This is a genomic window from Lacrimispora amygdalina, assembly GCF_003432035.1.
In the GTDB taxonomy this organism is placed as follows: domain Bacteria; phylum Bacillota; class Clostridia; order Lachnospirales; family Lachnospiraceae; genus Lacrimispora; species Lacrimispora amygdalina.
Genome location: NZ_QOHO01000011.1, coordinates 106,958 through 127,825 on the forward strand (window position 1 = coordinate 106,958; position 20,868 = coordinate 127,825).

The 20,868-nt window shown below is 44.1% G+C and carries 18 protein-coding genes and 1 pseudogene; 4 read left to right on the top strand and 15 right to left on the bottom strand.

The annotated features are described in order from the left end of the window. Window positions 1-350 precede the first annotated feature (350 nt). From DS742_RS03070 to DS742_RS03085, 4 genes are all read left to right on the top strand, one after another. The gene (locus DS742_RS03070) at window positions 351-1,682 is read left to right on the top strand and encodes a citrate synthase (RefSeq protein ID WP_117415558.1); all 1,332 of its coding nucleotides are present in this window, start codon (window positions 351-353) and stop codon (window positions 1,680-1,682) included. A gap of 3 nt (window positions 1,683-1,685) precedes the next feature. Continuing rightward, on the top strand, window positions 1,686-3,998 hold the full coding sequence (locus DS742_RS03075; protein ID WP_117415559.1) for a hydratase: 2,313 nt from the start codon (window positions 1,686-1,688) through the stop codon (window positions 3,996-3,998). Window positions 3,999-4,150: 152 nt separating this feature from the next. Next, on the top strand, window positions 4,151-4,744 hold the full coding sequence (locus DS742_RS03080; protein ID WP_117415560.1) for a TetR/AcrR family transcriptional regulator: 594 nt from the start codon (window positions 4,151-4,153) through the stop codon (window positions 4,742-4,744). A gap of 62 nt (window positions 4,745-4,806) precedes the next feature. Beyond that, window positions 4,807-5,784, top strand: coding sequence for an aldo/keto reductase (locus DS742_RS03085; RefSeq protein ID WP_117415561.1), 978 nt, complete (start codon window positions 4,807-4,809; stop codon window positions 5,782-5,784). A 4-nt stretch (window positions 5,785-5,788) separates the two neighbouring features. Here DS742_RS03085 and DS742_RS03090 read toward each other — a convergent pair whose 3' ends face one another. From DS742_RS03090 to DS742_RS03160, 15 genes and pseudogenes are all read right to left on the bottom strand, one after another. Continuing rightward, entirely contained in the window at window positions 5,789-6,907 is a 1,119-nt protein-coding gene (locus DS742_RS03090) for an ABC transporter substrate-binding protein (RefSeq protein WP_117415562.1), read from the bottom strand. Further along, window positions 6,904-7,680: a Rossmann-like domain-containing protein gene (locus DS742_RS03095; protein WP_117415563.1), complete on the bottom strand. Its 777-nt coding sequence runs from the start codon at window positions 7,678-7,680 to the stop codon at window positions 6,904-6,906. The genes DS742_RS03090 and DS742_RS03095 overlap by 4 nt, the downstream gene beginning before the upstream one ends. Then, window positions 7,656-8,459 (bottom strand): ABC transporter ATP-binding protein, encoded by an 804-nt coding sequence (locus tag DS742_RS03100; RefSeq protein ID WP_117415564.1) that lies wholly within the window; start codon window positions 8,457-8,459, stop codon window positions 7,656-7,658. The genes DS742_RS03095 and DS742_RS03100 overlap by 25 nt, the downstream gene beginning before the upstream one ends. 12 nt (window positions 8,460-8,471) lie before the next feature. Further along, window positions 8,472-9,431, bottom strand: coding sequence for a FecCD family ABC transporter permease (locus DS742_RS03105; RefSeq protein WP_341457595.1), 960 nt, complete (start codon window positions 9,429-9,431; stop codon window positions 8,472-8,474). 61 nt (window positions 9,432-9,492) lie between these two features. Next, window positions 9,493-10,086, bottom strand: a complete 594-nt coding sequence (locus tag DS742_RS03110; RefSeq protein WP_117415565.1) for a nucleoside-triphosphatase — start codon at window positions 10,084-10,086, stop codon at window positions 9,493-9,495. After that, the gene (locus tag DS742_RS03115) at window positions 10,086-11,117 is read right to left on the bottom strand and encodes an XdhC family protein (protein ID WP_117415566.1); all 1,032 of its coding nucleotides are present in this window, start codon (window positions 11,115-11,117) and stop codon (window positions 10,086-10,088) included. The genes DS742_RS03110 and DS742_RS03115 overlap by 1 nt, the downstream gene beginning before the upstream one ends. Next, complete coding sequence (locus tag DS742_RS03120) at window positions 11,117-12,043, bottom strand: NTP transferase domain-containing protein (RefSeq protein WP_117415567.1); 927 nt, start codon at window positions 12,041-12,043, stop codon at window positions 11,117-11,119. Before DS742_RS03120 ends, DS742_RS03115 begins: the two co-directional genes overlap by 1 nt. A gap of 131 nt (window positions 12,044-12,174) precedes the next feature. Beyond that, window positions 12,175-13,776: a C40 family peptidase gene (locus DS742_RS03125; protein ID WP_242996371.1), complete on the bottom strand. Its 1,602-nt coding sequence runs from the start codon at window positions 13,774-13,776 to the stop codon at window positions 12,175-12,177. 191 nt (window positions 13,777-13,967) lie between these two features. Next, on the bottom strand, window positions 13,968-14,765 hold the full coding sequence (locus DS742_RS03130; RefSeq protein WP_117415569.1) for an ABC transporter ATP-binding protein: 798 nt from the start codon (window positions 14,763-14,765) through the stop codon (window positions 13,968-13,970). Between the two features lie 2 nt (window positions 14,766-14,767). After that, complete coding sequence (locus DS742_RS03135; RefSeq protein WP_117415570.1) at window positions 14,768-15,682, bottom strand: ABC transporter permease; 915 nt, start codon at window positions 15,680-15,682, stop codon at window positions 14,768-14,770. Window positions 15,683-15,831: 149 nt separating this feature from the next. After that, window positions 15,832-16,872 (bottom strand): ABC transporter substrate-binding protein, encoded by a 1,041-nt coding sequence (locus tag DS742_RS03140; protein WP_117415571.1) that lies wholly within the window; start codon window positions 16,870-16,872, stop codon window positions 15,832-15,834. A 217-nt stretch (window positions 16,873-17,089) separates the two neighbouring features. Continuing rightward, complete coding sequence (locus tag DS742_RS03145) at window positions 17,090-17,953, bottom strand: YitT family protein (protein ID WP_117415572.1); 864 nt, start codon at window positions 17,951-17,953, stop codon at window positions 17,090-17,092. A 141-nt stretch (window positions 17,954-18,094) separates the two neighbouring features. Beyond that, window positions 18,095-19,612, bottom strand: coding sequence for a UDP-glucose--hexose-1-phosphate uridylyltransferase (galT, locus tag DS742_RS03150; RefSeq protein ID WP_117415573.1), 1,518 nt, complete (start codon window positions 19,610-19,612; stop codon window positions 18,095-18,097). A gap of 89 nt (window positions 19,613-19,701) precedes the next feature. Continuing rightward, entirely contained in the window at window positions 19,702-20,217 is a 516-nt protein-coding gene (locus DS742_RS03155; protein WP_117415574.1) for a Gx transporter family protein, read from the bottom strand. Between the two features lie 114 nt (window positions 20,218-20,331). Then, window positions 20,332-20,868, bottom strand: a pseudogene (locus tag DS742_RS03160) (FMN-binding protein); the annotation flags it as partial.

Here is a 20,868-nt window from a genome sequence, read left to right on the forward strand (position 1 = left end):
TTCTTCTTCCTGGCTGTTATTTCTATATTCAGACTCTTTCACTTAAGGAAACCTCCTGTTTGCTGTTTATAATGAATCACTTTCTTATGATGTGAAAAAAACAGTAAAAGTATGCCTTAATTTGTAAACCAAAAATTTAACCGCTCATTTGTATTTTTTTGTTCATGGTAACAATATTTTCATTGTGATCACAACAAGGTATTGACTTTGATGCTTTTACATGATAAACTACGAAACAATAAAAAGCTACATACCATTGCCAATGAGGGCAGCGCCGGAGAAATCCCATCGCGCTGCTTTTCTGTAAAAAAGTCCCTGTAGCTTAATCTGAAAAAAGGAGAAATAATCGCATGAACAACTTTTTCATTGCACAAACGTTTGGCAAATCCTCTAACTTCACGGATATTCCGAACAACTTATTCAAAGAATACAACGTAAAAAAGGGGCTCCGCAATGAAGACGGTACCGGAGTCAGAGTCGGACTTACCCGCGTATCCGATGTAGTTGGCTACGAAATCGAAGATGGAAAAAAGGTTAATGTTCCAGGAAAGCTTTACTACCGCGGAATTGAAATCAGCGATCTTGTAAACGGAAAAGACAATTCCCGTTTCGGCTTTGAGGAAACATCATTTTTACTCCTTTTTGGATATCTTCCCTCAAAAAAGGAATTGCGTGAATTCACCTCTCTGCTGTGTGAGCATTATAACCTTCCTGATGAATTTCTTGAAAAAAACATGCTTCGCACGCCTTCCCGCAACTTAATGAACAGCCTCCAGAAAAGCATCCTTGCTCTTTACGATTACGATGAAGATGCGGATAACACAGACCCCTACCAGACTTTGTTAAAGGGGATTAATATATTAGCAAAGCTTCCGTCTCTTGCTGTATATGCCTATCAGTGCAAGATCCATCATTACGACCGGGAAAGCCTGATTATCCATTATCCGAAGCCAGAATATTCCATGGCTGAGAACATCCTTTATATGTTAAGAAAAGACGGATCCTTTACACAGCAGGAAGCAGATCTTTTGGATATCATGCTTATGATACATGCGGATCACGGCGGCGGCAACAACTCCACATTTACAAACGTTGTCATCTCTTCCACCGGAACCGATATTTATTCCTCCAGCTCTGCATCCATTGGTTCCTTAAAAGGGCCAAAACATGGCGGTGCCAACATCCGCTGCAGCGAGATGATCACTGCGATTGAAAAGGAAATTGGAGTAAAGGCAACCGAAGCCCAGATGAAAACTGTCATCCACAAAATACTGGCTAAGGATTTTTATGACAATTCCGGCCTGGTATATGGACTTGGCCACGCGGTATACACCGTATCCGACCCCCGTGCAGATCTGCTGAAAGTCTGCTGTGAAAAGCTTGCAAAAGAAAAAAACAGAGAAGATGAATATGAATTCCTGACAAAATTTGAAAAGGTTGCCAAATCTTGTCTCGCCGGAAACGGCAAGTCTCTGTCTAACAATGTAGACTTCTACAGCGGCTTCGCTTATAATATGTTACAGATACCCGAAGACATGTACACCCCATTATTTGTGTGCTCACGTATGGCCGGCTGGCTTGCACATAACATTGAGAATAAAATGTATGACGGCAGAATCATGCGTCCGGCTACAAAATACGTGGGGGAAACCATTCCCTATAGAAAGAGAGAGGAACGATAACTTATGGTAAAGTTGTATGACGGAGGAGCATATCTTGTAAACGGTACCCAGCTGATTCCTGAAGCGGAAATGGCTGAAGGAAACGCCCGGAGAAGTACTCCCATTACAAAAGAAGAAGCAAAAAAGGGGACTATTGCATACTCCATTTTAGAAAAACATAATACATCAGGAAACATGGACCACTTAAAACTGCGTTTTGACTCCATGGCATCCCATGACATAACATTTGTAGGAATTATTCAGACAGCACGTGCATCAGGGCTAACCGAATTTCCTATCCCATACGTAATGACCAACTGCCACAATTCCCTTTGTGCCGTTGGCGGAACAATTAATGAAGACGACCATGTGTTCGGTCTTTCTGCAGCAAAAAAATATGGCGGAATCTTTGTACCTCCACACATTGCAGTCATTCATCAGTATATGAGAGAAATGATGGCAGGCTGCGGACGCATGATTCTTGGCTCTGACAGCCATACCCGCTATGGTGCCCTGGGTACCATGGCAATTGGGGAAGGCGGCGGAGAACTGGTAAAACAGCTTCTTAGGGACACCTATGACGTGGCCTATCCGGGAGTAGTTGCGATCTATTTAACCGGCGCTCCCGCTCCTTTTGTGGGTCCCCATGATGTGGCACTGGCCATTATCGGAGCTGTTTTTAAAAATGGTTATGTTAAAAATAAAATCATGGAATTTGTAGGACCCGGAGTCTCATCCATGGACACCGATTACAGAAACGGTGTGGATGTCATGACAACGGAAACGACCTGTCTTTCCTCTGTCTGGAGAACAGATGAGGATACCAGGGAGTATTTAAAACTCCATGGCAGAGAGTCTGACTACGAGGAACTAAACCCAGGGGAAACCGCTTATTATGATGGTGTTGTTTATGTGGATTTAAGCACCATTAAGCCAATGATTGCACTCCCCTTCCATCCAAGCAACACCTATGAGATTGATGAACTGAATGAAAATCTGGCTGACATCTTAAGAACTGTGGAAAAAGAAGCGGCTCACATTCTTGGAACTGCCAAAGCCAGCCTTTCCCTGACCGATAAGATAACTGATGGAAAACTGATGGTTCAGCAGGGCGTAATCGCAGGCTGTGCAGGGGGCAATTACTCCAACGTAATGATGGCTGCACACATGCTGTCCGGTAAAGACTGCGGAAATGACATCTTTAACCTTTCCGTATACCCATCTTCCCAGCCGGTCTATATGGATCTGGTTAAAAAAGGCGCCATATCCCAGCTGATGGCTGCTGGTGCCACGGTGCGTACCGCATTCTGCGGTCCCTGCTTCGGTGCCGGTGATACGCCGTCAAACAATGCTTTAAGCATCCGCCATACCACAAGAAACTTCCCCAACCGGGAAGGCTCCAAGCCTGGTAATGGCCAGATATCCTGTGTGGCATTAATGGATGCCCGCTCCATCGCAGCAACTGCTGCAAACGGCGGATATCTTACTTCTGCCCAGTACTTTGCGGATGATTATACCGTACCTGCCTATGAATTTGACTCCTCTTCCTATGACAGACGTGTTTATCAGGGATACAAAAAAGCCAGGGAGGACGAATCCTTAATTTTAGGACCAAATATCAAAGACTGGCCTTCCATGAGTGCCCTCACTGACAATATTTTATTACGGGTTTGTTCTAAGATCATGGACCCGGTTACAACCACCGATGAGCTGATTCCTTCCGGTGAGACCTCCTCTTATCGTTCCAATCCTCTGGGACTTGCGGAATTTACCTTATCCCGACGGGATCCGGAATACGTGGGCCGCTCCAAGGAAGTAAATGAGTTAGAGAAGGTCAGAAAATCCGGCTCCTGCCCGCTTAAAGCAGATCCGGAACTGGAATCCGCCTTTCATGCTCTAAAGGAATATTTAAAGCAGCCGGATTTAAAAGCCGGTGAAACCGAAATCGGAAGTGTGATCTACGCTGTAAAACCGGGAGACGGTTCAGCAAGAGAACAGGCTGCAAGCTGCCAGAGAGTTCTGGGCGGTCTGGCCAATATTGCAAACGAGTATGCTACCAAGCGTTACCGTTCCAATGTAATGAACTGGGGAATGCTGCCATTTTTACTGGATGAAGATCCGTCCTTTGAAATAGGTGACTTTATTTATGTACCTGATATCCGTACTACTCTTGACGGTGCAATGGATCATATTCCGGCTTATGTGGTAAAAAATAAAGCAGGAAATCCCATACACGAAATCCGGCTCCATATAGCAGATATGACAACAGAAGAACGGGAAATTGTGAAAGCCGGTTGTCTGATTAATTACAATAGAAATAAAAGCAGCCAGTTATAGTTAATAAGACCGCTGCCTGCAGGAAGAATTCCGCCTGTAAGCAGCGGCTCTGTTTTTACAGAAAGCACTCCTTTGCCATTGACAGCATCGGTAAACTGTGTTATATTCAGTCTACCAACCGGTAGTTTAGTTGCAAGGAAAGGAACACACACATGGGTCAGGGAGTGGATACAAAAGAACGGATTATTAAGGCAGCATTGGAGGAATTCTCTCTTCATGGTTACGAAGGCGCCCGTATGGAAAAGATCGCATCAAAAGTCGGCATCAACAAAGCCTCTCTCTATTTTTATTTTAAAAGTAAGGAACAGTTGTTTCGCGAACTTTTCGATATCATTGTAAAAAAACACTATAATTACTTAACAAATATTTTTAATAAATATAAAGATCTGCCTTCCAGAAAGCTTCTGTCTTCTATTTATAAAGACTATCTGAAGTATCACTGGGGTAATACAGAGATGGATTTCTGGAATATGATTTATTACTATCCCCCGGAACAGATGAAGGAAGAAATCATTCATTTCACACAGGACAGTTATGATCTGTTTACTGCCGAACTGACTTCAGTTATGAAAAAAGGAATTGAAAAAAAAGAGCTTCAGCCATTAAATCCGGCAGATATGGCAGCCACCTTTTACTACCTGGTCACCTGTATTACCCTGTCTACTGGTTTAATGAGTATGGAACAGGGGCTTTCCCATATGGATTCATGTTTTGAAGTATTCTGGAATGGAATAAAGGGTGTATAGCCCTTTATTTTTTCAGCATCATCTACCGAACGGTTGGTAAATTATTTGGGAGGTAATTTATAATGGAACAAAGATTATTAGGAAGATCCGGTATTAAAGTCAGCCCCATGGGAATTGGCAGCTGGGCGATCGGCGGTCAGTTCTATATGGACGAGAAAATTGACGGCTACGGCCAGACAGACGATGAGACTTCCATCAAAGCCATTGAAACTGCTTTGGATCTTGGAATCAATTTGATCGACACATCAGATGCATATGGGATTGGACACAGCGAAACTGTGATCGGAAAGGCGATTGAAGGAAAAAGAAATCAGGTTATTCTTGCAACAAAATTTGGCTACATGGGAAATGAAGCTACACGGACGCTGAAAGGTTACAATTTAGATCCGGGATATATTGAAAGAGCCTGCGAGGCCTCCATGCGCCGATTAAAAACAGATACCATTGATTTGTATCAGCTTCATGTCTGGGAAATAGGATTATCAGAGATGGAAACAGTTGTGGACACGCTGGAACGAATGACGGAAAAAGGGAAAATCAGAACCTATGGCTGGAGTACCGATCTGGTAAAGGGAGCAAAGCTTTTTTCAGAAAACAGGAACTGCAGCGCCATTCAGCATCAGTTAAATATCCTTCAGGATGCCCCCGAAATGATTCAGCTCTGCGAAGAAAGAAATCTGGCAAGCATTAACCGCAGTCCTCTTGCCATGGGATTTTTAAGCGGTAAATTCAACCAGGATTCCTTTCTTTCCCCTGATGATGTAAGAGGCGCAGGCCATTCCTGGACAGAATCAGTCTTTAAAAACGGAAGACCTGCACCGGAAGTTTTAGAGAAACTTCATGCAGTACGGGATATTCTTACCAGCAACGGAAGAACTCTGGTACAGGGCTCTCTCGCCTGGATCTGGGCAAAAAGCAGCGTGACAATTCCAATTCCAGGCTTTAAAACCCCACAGCAGATAAGGGAAAATGCCGGGGCCATGGACCACGGAATGCTTACCCCGAAGCAAATGGAAGAAATTGATCAGCTGTTAAAGTAATCTCTTACTGAACAATATCCTCTGCCTGTGCATCGGTAAGCTGCACATGATAAAAAAGATCATAAAATGTTTTAACATCAGCCTTTACATCTTCATGATACTGCTCCGGATAAACCAGGTTGCCAAGCCAGAGAATGCCAATCATGCGGTTTACGGAAGGAGGATTGCTCATGAAGCTGTAGGGAGCTGATGGTATCTGATAAACATGTCCTTCTTTCACAGCATTTAATTCAGCCCAGACAGAATCCGTTGTGATAATCTGATAAAGAGTTTCAGAATCTGCCAGAATAATATCCGGCTGCCAGAGTAGCAGCTGTTCCATGGACACCTCACTTCCGCCTCCGCTTGACGCCTGATCAACCTTTGCAGCATTCTCCGCTCCGATCTGTTCTATTACACGGGCATGTATGGATCCTTCTGCATTGGTATGAAGTCCATTGTCTCCGATTGCGAAATATACGGATTTCTTTTGATCCGCCCCCAGAGAAGCCTTGGCAGCCTCGGATTTTTTCAAAGTGCTGTCACAGTAATCCGCCAGCTTCGCAGCCTGTTCTGTTTCACCCGTAATTTCTCCCAGCATTTTATATGCAGAGCTCATTGAATCTAAGTCAGCTTCTACAAACACCACCGGTATCCCAAGCTGTTTGGACAATGCGTCCATATCTTCCTTAACAGTCTTTTTAGCCTCGCCGATGTCAATGATAACATCTGGTTTTGCAGCAATCAGTGCTTCCATATTCAAATTCGCGTTCTTACCATAAAACTGGCCGAATTTGGGCAGTCCCCAGTATTTTTCATCTATATACTTCTTAGCGCCGTCTGAAAAATCTGATGCAAGTCCTGCCAGCTTGTCAGGAGCCACAGTGTAAAGGACGATCTGGGCCAGCGGACCGGACGGAGCAATTTTTTGTATATCTTCCGGTAGTGTTACCTCCCGTCCTGCGGAGTCGGTAAATACCCGTGTTTTTTCCCCGGTGCTCTCCGATGGTGGTACCGTGGCAGTTTCAGTCTGTTCAGGTGTTGTCTCTTTGGTTTCTTTGATGTCTGCCTTTTGACAGCCGTAAATCAGAATAGCGGTGCAAAGTACGGCTGCCAGAACCAATCCCCTTCTATGTTTTCTCATAAATCCTCCATTCTGCCTTTCAGGCAATGTTTATTTTCAGTGACACGAACCGGAGTACCGGCACGGATCACCGCTTTTTTCTCTTCATTCTTTACCAGCTCTTCCAGCTGTATTCTGTCCCGTATCAAAGTTCCCGCAAGCTCGCTGACACCAAATTCAAAGAGCTTCGGAGCCAGCGGAATGCTTGGTCCTACTAAAATAATCTTCGAATTGTGCGCTAAGTTAAGAAGTCTTGGCAATGTTTTGTTTACCAGTGTAAAGCCGGTAATAAACACGTAATCCATTTCCTCCAGCAGAAATTCACAGGCGCTGTCGGGATAATCATTTTCTCCTGGATCCCGCTCCAGAACAACACATGTACCCGCTTCTTTTAAAAACTCCTCTGCATAGCAGAAATGCCCGACTGTTGCAACCTTTTTTCCCTTGTAATCTGTTCTATGGGCAAAAAATGTATCCTCACCGGACAGCATATCAATCTGGCCGGCTCTATCAAGACAGTTCAAGGACTCATACTGATTGTAATAAGCATTTATGGCTGCTGCCCCAATACTCGCTTCAGTGAAATTCCAGGATTTTATCAGACCAGCCGCTTCTTTCCAGGACATCTCCCTCACATCTTTTCCCTTACTCTTTATCGTACATAAAGGATTTGTGGCAGCTGACCCCAGACAGCCTCCTGCAGTTAAAAGTGTGCAGTAAGTTCCGGTGAAATAATCACTTACTTTCACATCATCCGGAATCGGTTCGATCAGACAGTCGTACAATTCCCACATATATGTATCTCCTCTCCTGGCATGCATATCTTTCTTCCGCTGCTCCCCTCCTCATAAATATCAATCGGGACCTGATAAAGCTTCTGAAGAAGTTCTTTCGTCAATACTTCCGATGGCTCTCCCAAAGCTGCAACCGCCCCCTCCATCATCACCATGGCCTGATGGGCAAAATAAAATGCATGCTCCGGATTATGAGTGGACATTACTACCAGATAACCCTTTTGAGATAAATTCTTTAACTCACTCATAACTCTGATCTGATTTCCGTAATCCAGGCTGGCACAGGGCTCATCTAACAGAAAAATCCTGGCCTCCTGGGCGATTGCCCTTGCTATGAGGACAAGCTGCTGTTCACCGCCGCTTAACTGGCTGTAAATCCGGTCCTTTAATGCTTCAATTCCCATTATCTCCAGCGCCTTTACAGCTTTTTCTCTCTCCTTTTTACCAGGAGATCCAAACAAAGGCAGAGACGCTGCGGTACCCATCATAACCATATCAATGACTGGAAACGCAAATACAGAATCATGATTCTGGGGAATATATGCAATCTTTTTTGCAAGCTCCTTTTCCGAATAATCCTCCTGTTTTATTTCATCAATGAGGATTGTTCCGTGAAAGCCCCTTAAAAAGCCAAGTATACAGCGAAACAAGGTACTCTTTCCTGCCCCGTTTTTCCCAAGAATACAGATTAGCTGCCCTCCTTCAAATGCAAAGGAGGTTCTCTTTAAAACCGGATGCCTCTGATAGGAAAATTCCAGATTCTTAATCATCAGTTCCATAATGTCTCCTTTTTAAAGCCTTTTTCCTTCCTTTAAGATCAGATACAGGAAAAATGGTGCTCCCACAAAAGCAGTTAAAATACCAATGGGAATCTCACTGGTTGCAATGAGTCTTGCAAAGTTGTCTACAATCAGAAGGAAACTTCCTCCAAGGAGGAGAGATGCCGGCAAAAGTCTCCTGTAATCGCTGCCAACCAGCATACGGGCCAAATGGGGTACAACCAGCCCCACCCAGCCGATCAAACCACTTACAGATACCGATGCGGATGTAATCAGGGTAGCTCCCAGCACAACTGCAAACCTTAACCTTCCAGTATGTATCCCCATGCTTCTTGCCTCTTCATCACCCAGGCTTAATACATTGATTCTCCATCTGAGAAGAAAAATAGGGAGGATTCCCAGAATAATCCATGGAGCTGCAAATAAAACATCCTTTTGTCGAATGGAGGCCAGGCTTCCCATAAGCCAGTAGGTGATGACCGGCAGCGTATTGGCAGGATCCGCTACAAGTTTAATGAAGGAAACAGCCGCATTGGCAAGGGAACTGACCATAATGCCGGAAAGTACCAGGCCCAGTACCTGATTATAGGGAACACGGCTGCTTACAAGACAGACAATTCCAACAGCAGTAAGACCAAAAACAAATGCGCACAAAGAAACACCGCCATATCCCAGAGAAAGGAATAATCCCAGCGCCGCCCCAAATCCGGCGCCTGATGATGCTCCCAGCACATCAGGCGAAACCATGGGGTTTTTAAAAATCCCCTGGTAAGCTGCACCTGCAAAGGAAAGTCCCCCGCCGACCAGCGCCGCCATCAACACTCTTGGAAGTCTGACTTTAAAAACAACAGTTTCAACCTGAGAAGGCCAGGAGGCCTCAATGGGAAACCCGCGTGACAGCAGAACTTTCACCAGCGTTACGGGATAAACAGGATAACGTCCCAGAAGAAAAGAACCAAAAAAACAAACCACAAAAATAGCACCTATAAGAATAAGCCGATTGTTATAACATTTCTCCCTGTCTCCCACTTTTTTAAATCCCTTCTCTTATATATTTTAAAATCTTCTTTCTGACTGCCTCCTCATCCTTACGTGAAAAGGTCAACAGCTGATTGTTCTGATTGTTTAATACAGCTTCTTCCAGCTCATCACGAAGATGTGAGGCAGAAGGATTGCCTCCATTGCGGCTCATCATCAATGCATAATTTTTCCGGCTCTTGATTACTCCAATGCAGGGGACTGGACCTTTCATGCAATCATGAACCACTTCCATAAACTCAGGAATTAAAAGTTCCACTCCGCCAATCTCATCCATCAGAATGAACTTATCATCTCCCTGAACGGAAAGCAGTCTCCTGCCTTCCTTCTGAAACACCTCCGGAAATGATACCATTCCTTCTTTCGTACGTCTTAAGAATATATTGGTAAGCCCTTCCCGGTAACAGGCTATAGGCGACCACTCCTCTTTAACAGAAGCCAGCCGGAAACCAGCCGTATCCCCTTTTTCATCAATTAACCGCTGGGAATAGAATCCGCCTGTAGCAGCCCGGAATGGTTTCAGACACTCAAAAAGAAGTGTGGTCTTTCCCTCTCCTGAGTCTCCCGTTAAAAAAAGACTTTTCCCCATTACCTGCGTCTTCCTTCCCGGCCTGCCCTGATGCTGATTAATTCCCCCGCCACGCTGATGGCTATTTCAGCCGGTGTTTCCGCATATATTTCCAGGCCGATGGGGCTGTGGCAGCTGTCAATTATATCACCTGCAATACCGTCAGCCATAAGCTTTTCTTTGATAGACGCCAGTTTTTTTCTGCTTCCTATTACACCCACATAACAGGCATTTCTTGTTAGAATCTGTCTCTGCACAACATAATCCGACTGATGCCCCCTGGTCATTATGCACACATAGTCACATTCCCTGATCTCCAGGTAATCAAAAATGCGTTCAAAGTCTCCGGTAATAGTTTGCTCAGCTGCAGGGAACAGAGTCTGGCTGGAAAATTCAGCACGGTCGTCAAAAACCACGCACCGGAAGCCAATATGAGTGAGAACCGGAACAATCTCCTGGGCAACATGTCCTCCGCCAAAGATATAAACACGGCCGGCACTGACAAGAGGTTCACTGTAATATTTATGTATTCCAAAAGAAAGCTGAACCGATTTATTCTGAAGCAGCTCTGCCTTTAAAGCTTCGTCCGGTTCCTCAATTCCCCAAAAACCTGAGGATTCATTATAAAGTCCCATCCCCCACGCCGTTTCGTCAGTGATATCCATGATAAGCCAGCTGTTTTCATCTCTTTCAAATGCTTTTTCTATCTCCCTGCAAAGATTCTGAAATTCCAGATTTTTATGGTCCAGGTATTGAAAATAAACCACAACATCTCCGCCGCAGATCATCCCCAAATCTGCAACCTGTTCCTTTCCCAGTACGAAACCATGAGTGTAGGAAAGCTTGTCTTCCATTGCTTTCAGTGCTCTTTCCACAGACTTAAACTCGACTGCGCCGCCTCCAATGGTCCCTGCTGTCGTCCCGTCTTTGCGGACCAGCATATGGGATCCGGATCCTCTTGGTGTGGAGCCTGAACTTGCAATAATCGTAACCAGAACAGCATCCTCGCCCCGTAAAAGTGTGGATAATACTTCATGAAACAGCTGTCTCATCATAAACCCTCCTCAAAGTATTTTTTTAACAGTTCTTCTGCCTTTCCTTTTAATTCCTTCTCAAACGCCATGTACTTTTCCAATAAATCCGCTGCCTTTGGCGTAAGCTGTGAAAACCCCCCTTCTAAACCGCCCGACTGTGTGATCAGCAAAGGATACCCCAGCTGGTTTTCTGCATTCTTTAAAAGCTTAAATCCCTTGCTGTAAGACATATTCATCTGACGGCAGGCTGTCTGCATGGACCCTGCGTGCTCAATCAGCATTAGAAACTGTGCCATCTCAGGACCGAAAAACACTTCATCAAATTCCAGAGACAGACTGACAGACGGGCGCATGACATGGTGCCCCAGAGCCGGATATATGGCAGTATCCTGATTTGATTCAACCGCTTCAATGATTCCTTTATCATCTACCGGGATCTCTTCGATCAGCGCATCCACCCCTTCCTGCCTTAAGGCCCCTCCTAATCCCCTTTCCCCCCTGTATGAGAGCAGGGATGGTATCAGATCTTTATGGATCATAACCGGATGGCCCCTTCTTCCCTCATATACCGGACAGGATGCCTTCCCGCTGCATTCCATTATTTTTTTGATTGTTTCCGGTAGAAGCAATGGGAATTTGGGGGGCAGAATTAAAATTCTGTCGCACAGATCCTCTATGTAGCGAAGCCCCATTCCAATGCTGTCAAACATCTGGGAGTTCTCATACTCCTCATTTCTCAAGCAGATAACCCTTAATTTGGATATATGCTTTTCTACCTCCTTCGCATCCCTGCCGGTAATCACCACAACGGGATCAACCCCGCACTGTTTCAGTGTGGTTATAACCCTTCTGATAACTGTAGTATGACCAATTGGCAGTAACGGACTAAATGCATTGGCCAAACTATTATGACCTGCAGCACTTATGACAGCACCTGTCTTCAAATGAATCCCTCCAATCGTTATGTTTTTAAAAATATAACGCTTAACCTGATTATAATTGATTGGAAAATATTTGTAAACCCATAATAAACGCAAAAACTCCCGGAACGGTCAAAATCCGTTCCGGGAGCATATTAATCTCCGACCATATTCCTAATCTTTACAGGAGTCCGGTAGTTCCAAGTGGAAATCTTAATTCCGCTTCTCCGGCTCGCTGCATGAACAATCTGCCCGTTACCGATGTACATGGCAACATGATTGATCTTTCCGCCGCTGCTGGCATAAAAGAGCAGATCACCAGGCTTCATCTCTCCAGATTTAACCGCTTTTCCCATTCCAGCCTGGGAGCCGGAATAATGAGGCAGGCCTACTCCAAACTTTCCATAGATTGCCATGGTAAATCCGGAGCAGTCCGCTCCTTTTGTCAGGCTGGTTCCTCCCCATACATAGGGGTTGCCTAAAAACTGGAGCGCGTAATTTACGATCTGTGTCCTTAACGAGGACTGGGCATTGGCTTTTTCTTCAAGAGGCGAGAACTTAATGGCTTCCGGCAGCGCATAACGTACATCAATGTAATCCGTAGAAACAAATGCACTGCTGTTTTCTTCCAGCTCAATCTCAACCCAGCCATCAATCTGCTTTAAAACAGGATATTTCTCATTATTGGATATCTGCGTCCATATCTTGGCATCTGTGGAGGGTTCTGTTCTGGCATTCAGCATATCGGTATTCACCACAGCCATCAGCTCAGCCACCTGCATGGCCTCGTCTTTCGCCGCCTGACCAGTGAGAATAAAGTCTGACTTTACATAGCCGGTCACTTTTCCAGACTGGATCTTATACCAGCCGTCATCAGTCGTCTCCAGAATATTACCGGCTGCTTTACTTGGCATCTTGGCAATAATCTTTCCGTTCTCACTCGGCTCTTCTCTGACATTTAAATAATTATCTACATCGGAAATACCAATATTCTTGTAATAATTAAAGACCATGGCCTTTAAATCCAGCTTCCTGGCTTCATTCATGGAATATTCAAGTTTAACATAGTCCGCAGACAAATATCCGGTGGGAATCTGCACCCAGCCGTCCGTCTGATCCACCACTTCATACCGTTCATCCGTCAATGCCTGACCAACCACATCAGAGTCTTTAGACGGCTCTTTTCTGATATTTAAATTGTCGGTCTGGACGATTGCCCTGAGCTTTACCAGATCCTGCGCCTTCTTCTTGGCGTCATCTCCGGTAATAACAAACTCCGAAGTAATATAACCTTCAATTCCGCCGGAGGAAATACGGTACCAGCCCTGTTTCGTATCCTCTAATATGTCACAGGCACTGTCTCCCTGCAGCTTTCCGATTACATCTGCATCTGTTCCGGGTTCCTTTCGGACATTTAAATATCCGCTTACCTGTACTATACCAAGGTTTTTATAGGAATTAATCACCTCTTCCCTGGCCTTTGCTTCCTGTGCTTTCAGCTCTGCTTCATTCTCACCCTTTTTATCTGCATCATCAGCTGCCTTTGTATCCGCTGCAAGAGCTTCCGAACCTGTAGCTGCTGCCGGTCTGGCATTCTTTTGCCTGCTGGCAGTAATTCCCGCTGCAGCAACAACAGATACCAGAAGAATTGCAGAACCTGTGAGTATCAGAATCTTTTTATAATCATTCTTATTACGGTTTTTTTTGGCTTTATCCAAACGGATTATGTAATCTTTTTTCTCGTTGTTGTTTTCCATTCTGTATTTTCTCTCCATCCTCATATATTCATCGGCTGACCGATTCAGATTATGAGCCTATCTGCTACAGTATATCACAATTTATTACATATTGCGACAATTGTATTTCAAAAAATTATTAAGATTATGTTACAAACTAATTAAAAACAGGACCAAAGGCATCTGCTAACGCCCCCGTCCTGTTCATCAATTTATTTTGCCAGAATCATGCGGTCATTGGAGAATTCCTCTCCGCTGGCTTCTTCAAATTTTTTCAGCAGATCTTCCACTTCCAGTTTTTTCTTTGCCTCCCCTGAAACATCATATATGATACGGCCTTCATGCATCATAATCAGACGGTTGCCGATCTGAATGGCATCTTTCATATTATGGGTAATCATAAGTGTGGTCAGATTCTGCTCAGCCACAATCTCCTGCGTAATATCAAGAACTTTTCTTGCTGTCTTGGGGTCCAGTGCAGCCGTATGCTCATCTAAAAGCAGAAGCTTTGGTTTCTGAAGCGTCGCCATCAAAAGAGTAAGTGCCTGCCTCTGGCCTCCGGAAAGAAGTCCCACCTTATTGGTCATACGGTCCTGCAGACCCAGTCCCAGTTTCTGAATGGCATCATAATAAAATGCTTTTTCTTCGGATTTAATTCCCCATGACAAGCCTCTTGCTTTTCCTCTTCTGTATGCAAGCGCCATATTCTCCTGTATCTCCATACCGGCGGCTGTTCCCATCATAGGATCCTGAAAAACCCTGCCGATATACTGGGCTCTTTTGTATTCCGGATATCTGGAAATATTGATTCCGTCTATTTCAATCTTTCCAGAATCAATGGGGTATACGCCGGCAACCATATTTAACATCGTTGATTTCCCGGCTCCGTTTCCGCCGATGACTGTAACAAAGTCTCCCTCATTCAGATGAAGGTTAATGCCATTCAGCGCTTTTTTCTCATTAATTGTATTCTTATTAAAGGTTTTTCTTACATTCTTAATATCAAGCATGATCATTCTCCTCCTTCTGTGTAAGATTTCTTCAGACGAAGCTTTCTCACCACAACAGGCACGCAGAGCGCCACTGCAACAATCACTGCTGACAACAGTTTCATATCATTGGCATTCATACCCATTCTTAATACAACTGCACGGATCACGAAATAAATCACGGAACCCACAACTGCAGAAGTCAGTTTACTTCCAAAAGAACGAAGCCTGCCCATCAGCACCTCTCCGATTACAATGGCTGCAAGGCCGATGACAATCGCTCCGGTTCCCATACCGATATCCGCATATTTCTGGCTCTGGCAGACAAGACCGCCTGATATTCCCACCAGTCCGTTGCTGATAACCAGTGCCAGAAGCTTCGTCCAGTTGGTATTAACTCCCTGGGCGCGTATCATTGATTCATTATTGCCGGTGGCACGCATGGCGCTGCCGATTTCTGTTCCGAAAAACCAGTAAAGAAGCGCAATCATGATCACTGCAATTCCGATACCAATCACAAGAGACGCAACGGGTTTATTCAGACCGGTAAGATCAATGAATTTTGACATAATTGTATCGGTCTTTAAAAGGGGAACGTTGCTCTTGCCTCCCATGATCCTCAGATTAACGGACCATAATCCGATCTGGGTCAATATTCCCGCCAGTATGGCCGGAATTTCAAAGATTGTATGTAACAATCCTGTCACTGCTCCGGCAGCCATTCCTGCAATTGCCGCCACTGCCAGGGCAACCCACGGATCCACATGAAAATTAAGTATCATAACGGCGCAGACACAGCCGCCCAAAGCAAAGCTTCCGTCTACGGTCAAATCCGCAATATCCAACAACTTATAGGTAATATAGACACCTAATACCATAATCCCCCATAAAACGCCCTGAACCACCGCGTCCTGAAGGGATACCAGTAAACCGCTCATCAATCATTCCTCCGCATGCTTTCTTTTCACAGGCATAAATGCCTTACATAAAAAATGCCTGATTCATCTTTTATGTAAAGCATCTATGGATTACAGGCGGTCGTTTTCCAGACCGCCTGTTCGTTTCAACCATTTTATTCTTTATGTTTTTATTTCAGACCGGATAAATCAATACCCAGTGTCTTTGCAGTTTCTTCATTTACAGACAGTTTGCACTTTTCCAGTGGAAGGTATTCAATCGGCATTTTAGAAACGTCTCCGCCTTCTGTTAAGATCTTCACTGCCTGCTTGCCGGTTAAATAACCAAGCTCATAGTAATCGATCCCATAAGTTGCAAGACCGCCTGCTTTTACCATTCCTTCTTCTCCGCAGATTGTAGGGATTTTATTTTCGTTGGCAATCATCGCTACCGTAGTCATACCTGCTGCAATGGTGTTATCTGTCGGTGCATAGATTGCGTCCACTTTTCCCACCATGGAGGTAACAACTGTCTGGATCTCATTGGAGCTTGAAACGGTATAATCAACGCCTGTCATTCCTTCCGCCTCAATTGCTTCCTTTGCCATCTTTGCCTGAATTTCAGAGTTGGATTCTGCTGTACAGTAAAGAACACCTACTGTTTTCGCATCCGGGAGAATCTTCTTTAATAAGGAGATCTGTTCTTTTACAGGAGTCAGATCTGAGGTACCGGTAATATTGCCTCCTGGCACTTCATTGCTTTCAACCAGATCGGAAGCGGCCGGGTCCGTAACAGCCGTTACAAGTACCGGTATCTCACTGGTTGCGCCTGCTACAGCCTGAGCTGCCGGAGTTGCTATGGCAAGAATTAAATCGTCTCCATCATTCACCAGCTTGCTGGCAATCGTCTGACAGGTAGGCTGGTCACCGGAAGCGTTCTGCTGATCAACCGTATAGTTTAAACCGGCGTCATCCAGTGCCTGAATAAATCCTTTATTAGAAGCATCTAAAGCCGTATGCTGAACCAGCTGAAGAACTCCAATCTTATACTGTTTTCCATCTGCTGTTTTAGCCGCTGTGGTTGCTGCTTCGCTTGCTTTTTCAGAGCTTTGCGCTGCTGTGGTATCCGCAGCTGCCTCCGTCTTTTCAGGCGCCTTGCCGGAGCATGCAGCAAGGGACAACATCATGATACCTGCAAGTGCCAGGGATAATGCTTTCGCTTTCTTTTTCATAATTTCTCTCCTCTTTCTTCTAAAACTTGTCCTGTTCAGAACTTAATTTGTATCATACTACAAAAAATAACCTCCGTCAATTTTATTGCTTTAAATTTATGTGTTTTTAAAGTGTTAAAGCACATTTTCGTCATTTTTAACTGATTTTGCATTATGAAATTAATATTTTTTATGCAAAAAACCGAAGAACAACAGTCCTTCGGTTTTTTTCTATTCTTTAACTGGCAAGAAATCCCTTGCCTATAATTTCGCTTGAATTGGAAATGAGTACAAATGCAGACGGTTCCACACTGCGTATATAATTTCGAAGCTTAAGTGCCTGAGAACGTTTCATGGTTGTCAGAATCACCGTCTTTTTATGGTGGCTGAAAGCACCCTGGGCTTCATATACCGTAGCGCTGCGGTTCAGTCCATGAATAATATAATCGCAGATCGGAGCGGGGTCATCACAAATGATGCTGAAGCATTTACAAAGATTCATGTTTTCAATGACATCGTCAATTACCAATGATTTTGCCATTAATCCCAGGGAAGAAAACAGTCCCGTCTCTGGTCCAAAGACAAAATAAGCGATAATCACTCCGGTCACATCCACTAACAGAAGAACAGTTCCAATATTAAAGCTGGTATATCGTTTTAAAATCATCGCAATAATGTCCGTGCCTCCGCTTGATGCTCCGATGTTAAACAGAATGGCAGTCCCAACACTTGGCAGAAGTATGGCAAAAATCAGTTCCAGCAGCGGCTCTTTTGTCAGTGGTTGGGAAATCGGGCATACCTTTTCCAGAATATATAAGAAAACCGACATCAGGACACTGGCATAGACGGTCTTAACACCAAAACTCCGGCCTAAAAACAGAAATCCAAGCACAAGCAGCACAGTGTTCACAATCGTAGTAAACTGACTTGCTGACCAATGAGTTAATGCGCTGATCACAGTCGCAAGCCCGGTTACACCTCCGAAAGCAAAATTATTGGGAAATTTAAAGAAGTAAATCCCCACCACCATAATCCAGATACTGAACGTAATCAGTCCATACTCCGTAAGCGTTCTCAGTGTTTTATTTTCTATCTGCTTCATGACTGTTAATATGTCCCCCTCCGGCTCATAAGTCCGGTTCCGTATTCAGTAAACGGAGACTTTCCATCCGTTCCCACTAGAATATAACTCAAAGGGAAGATAATTACAAACATGATTCTATCTGATAGTATCACAGTCTTTCTATTGTGGCACCAGTTTAAATCCCATGCTGGTGAGAAAGCGCTTAAATCCGGCTCTTCCTGCCTCATCGTATTTGAATACACCGGAATCCTCAAGCACACGTTCAAACACAAGTCCAACCTCTTTTTTTAATATGTCATCTATATTATCTTTCGTGAAGGATTGGTAAGCTGTGCGGAATGAATCAACCCAGTCTCCATGCTTTTCAATTGTTTCATTGCTTCTTAAGTCTCTGCCCTCAATCAGATATTCCGATATGAGATTTAACTCTTCCTTCAGTCTGGAGGGAAGAACAGCGAGTCCCATCACTTCAATTAAGCCAATATTTTCTTTCTTTATATGGTGCAGCTCTTCATGAGGGTGATAGACTCCGTAAGGAAATTCTTTCGTCGTAATATTATTTCTAAGTACGAGATCCAGTTCATATTCATCACCCCGTTTTCTTGCAATGGGGGTTATGGTATTATGAGGCTGTCCGTCAGTACTTGCAAAAACAAAGACGGATTCATCGGTATAGGCTCTCCAGGATTCCAGTACTTTTGTACCAAGTTCAATTAAATCCTCCGGTTTTTTGCTTCTTGTACGCAGAACAGACATGGGCCATTTCACGATACCGGCTGTCACATGTTCAAACCCCTCTATGCAAAACAACTCTTCTTCTTTGGCTTTCGCCATTGCAAAATCATAATTTCCTCCCTGAAAATGGTCATGGGATAAGATTGATCCGCCTACAATGGGGAGATCAGCATTAGACCCCAGGAAATAATGAGGAAACTGCTTAACAAAATCAAATAATTTTACAAAGGTGTCCCTTTCGATCTTCATTGGGGTATGAGATCCGTTGAAAACAATACAGTGTTCATTATAATAAACATATGGAGAGTATTGAAATCCCCACTGGCTGTTATTGATCTTTAATCGTATGATTCTGTGGTTATTTCTGGCCGGATGATCCGTTCTTCCTGCATAGCCCTCGTTCTCCATACAAAGCTGGCATTTGGGATAACCGCTTTGCTTTGCAAGCTTTGCAGCTGCGATGGCTTTAGGATCTTTTTCCGGTTTTGATAAATTAATGGTGATATCCAGATCTCCGTATTTGGAAGCGGTCACCCATCTCATATCCTTTTTTATCCGGTACCGTCTGATATAATCAGAATCCTGACTCAGTTTATAATAATATTCAGTGGCTGCCTGAGGCGACTGATGATTGTATAATCCCCAGAATCTGGTTTCCACTTCACTTGGTCTGGGCATCAGACAATTCATCAGCTTGGAATCAAGCAAGTCCCTGTATGTAATGCTGTTTTCAGGAATAATACCAGTTTCAAAGGCATAGTCCAGCATTTCGCCAAGAACTTCTTCCAAATCTATATCACCCGGTTCATCCTGCGGCTCTTCATACTCGTCCAGCCACAATACGTCGAGAATCTGATTTACTGCATAATAACGGTCTTCTTCACTGATCAGCCCTGTTTCCAGCCCATAAGTTACCAGTTTCTTAATTGCCTTATCAATCATTCTGCTATTCCTCCTGGATTTCATTCCATCTTTTGTCTCTCCCATTATACCTTTGACAAAGCCTTAACACAATATAATATCTTTTTGATTTAATACAATTTTTTTATAACATCCTTGATTCTGCTGATAATCATGGATCCAAGAATTCCAATGACCAGTCCTGCTGCTGTACCGGCTATTAACAGCATTGGAAGATAAAAAAACACCCCCGGCTGCTTCACCACGAAGGCTGCCACGGTAATCTGTCCGATATTATGTCCGATTCCTCCCAGTATACTGATTCCTGAAGTTCCAAACCAGTTCTTTTTTTTGCAAAGAACCATAATGGCAATGCTCAGTCCCCAGCCAGCCAGACTGTACAGCATGGCAAATAAGTTCCCGAACGTAAATCCTGTCAGTACAATTCGAAGAAGAGAGACAACTATGGTTCCGGTGGTTCCCACGGTATAAAGCCCCACAACGGTTACCAGATTTGCCAACCCCAGTTTTACACCCGGTATACCCAGGGAAATGGGAATGAGACTTTCCACAAAGCTGAGAACAAAGGCAAGCGCAATCAGCATTCCGTATAGTGCGGCCATGTGTGCCGATTTCTTTTTATTCATTTCAAAGCTCCTTCTTTATAACCTGCAGATTCCATCTTATCACACTTACGTACCGGTGTAAAAAGAAAAATCCCGGAAAAGGGCAATTCCTGCCGGTTTCCGGGAATATAAATCCTACTGCTGCTTTGATGCCTGGCTTAAACAGTCTTTTACTCCGTTTACAAATCCCATTAAGTTAATGCTGACAGAGGATACGGAATCTGTATAACCCTCTTCATTCACAAGACCTTCCAGTGACTGGTTCTCCAGTACATATTTCACAACTGCTTCCGCCTGTTCATGCCACTTGGGGCCTTTTTCCGTCATGACATACTTTCCATCCATGGAAAGCTGGCTCTTTTTGGTCCCATCTTCCTTTATGCAGTCCCAGGTAAGCGCTGTAATGGCATTATCCTTAACTGTCATACTCACCTGGTCTTTGAATCCGTTCTTGTCAAATTCCGGTGATTCACAGGTGTAAGTTCCATCTTTAAGTTCTGCCGTCTGGCTGACGCTTTCTCCGGATGCCTGGCTTAAACAGTCTTTCACTCCGTTTACAAATCCCATTAAATTAATGCTGACGGAGGATACCGCATCTGTATAACCCTCTTCATTCACAAGACCTTCCAGTGACTGGTTCTCCAGTACATATTTCACAACTGCTTCTGCCTG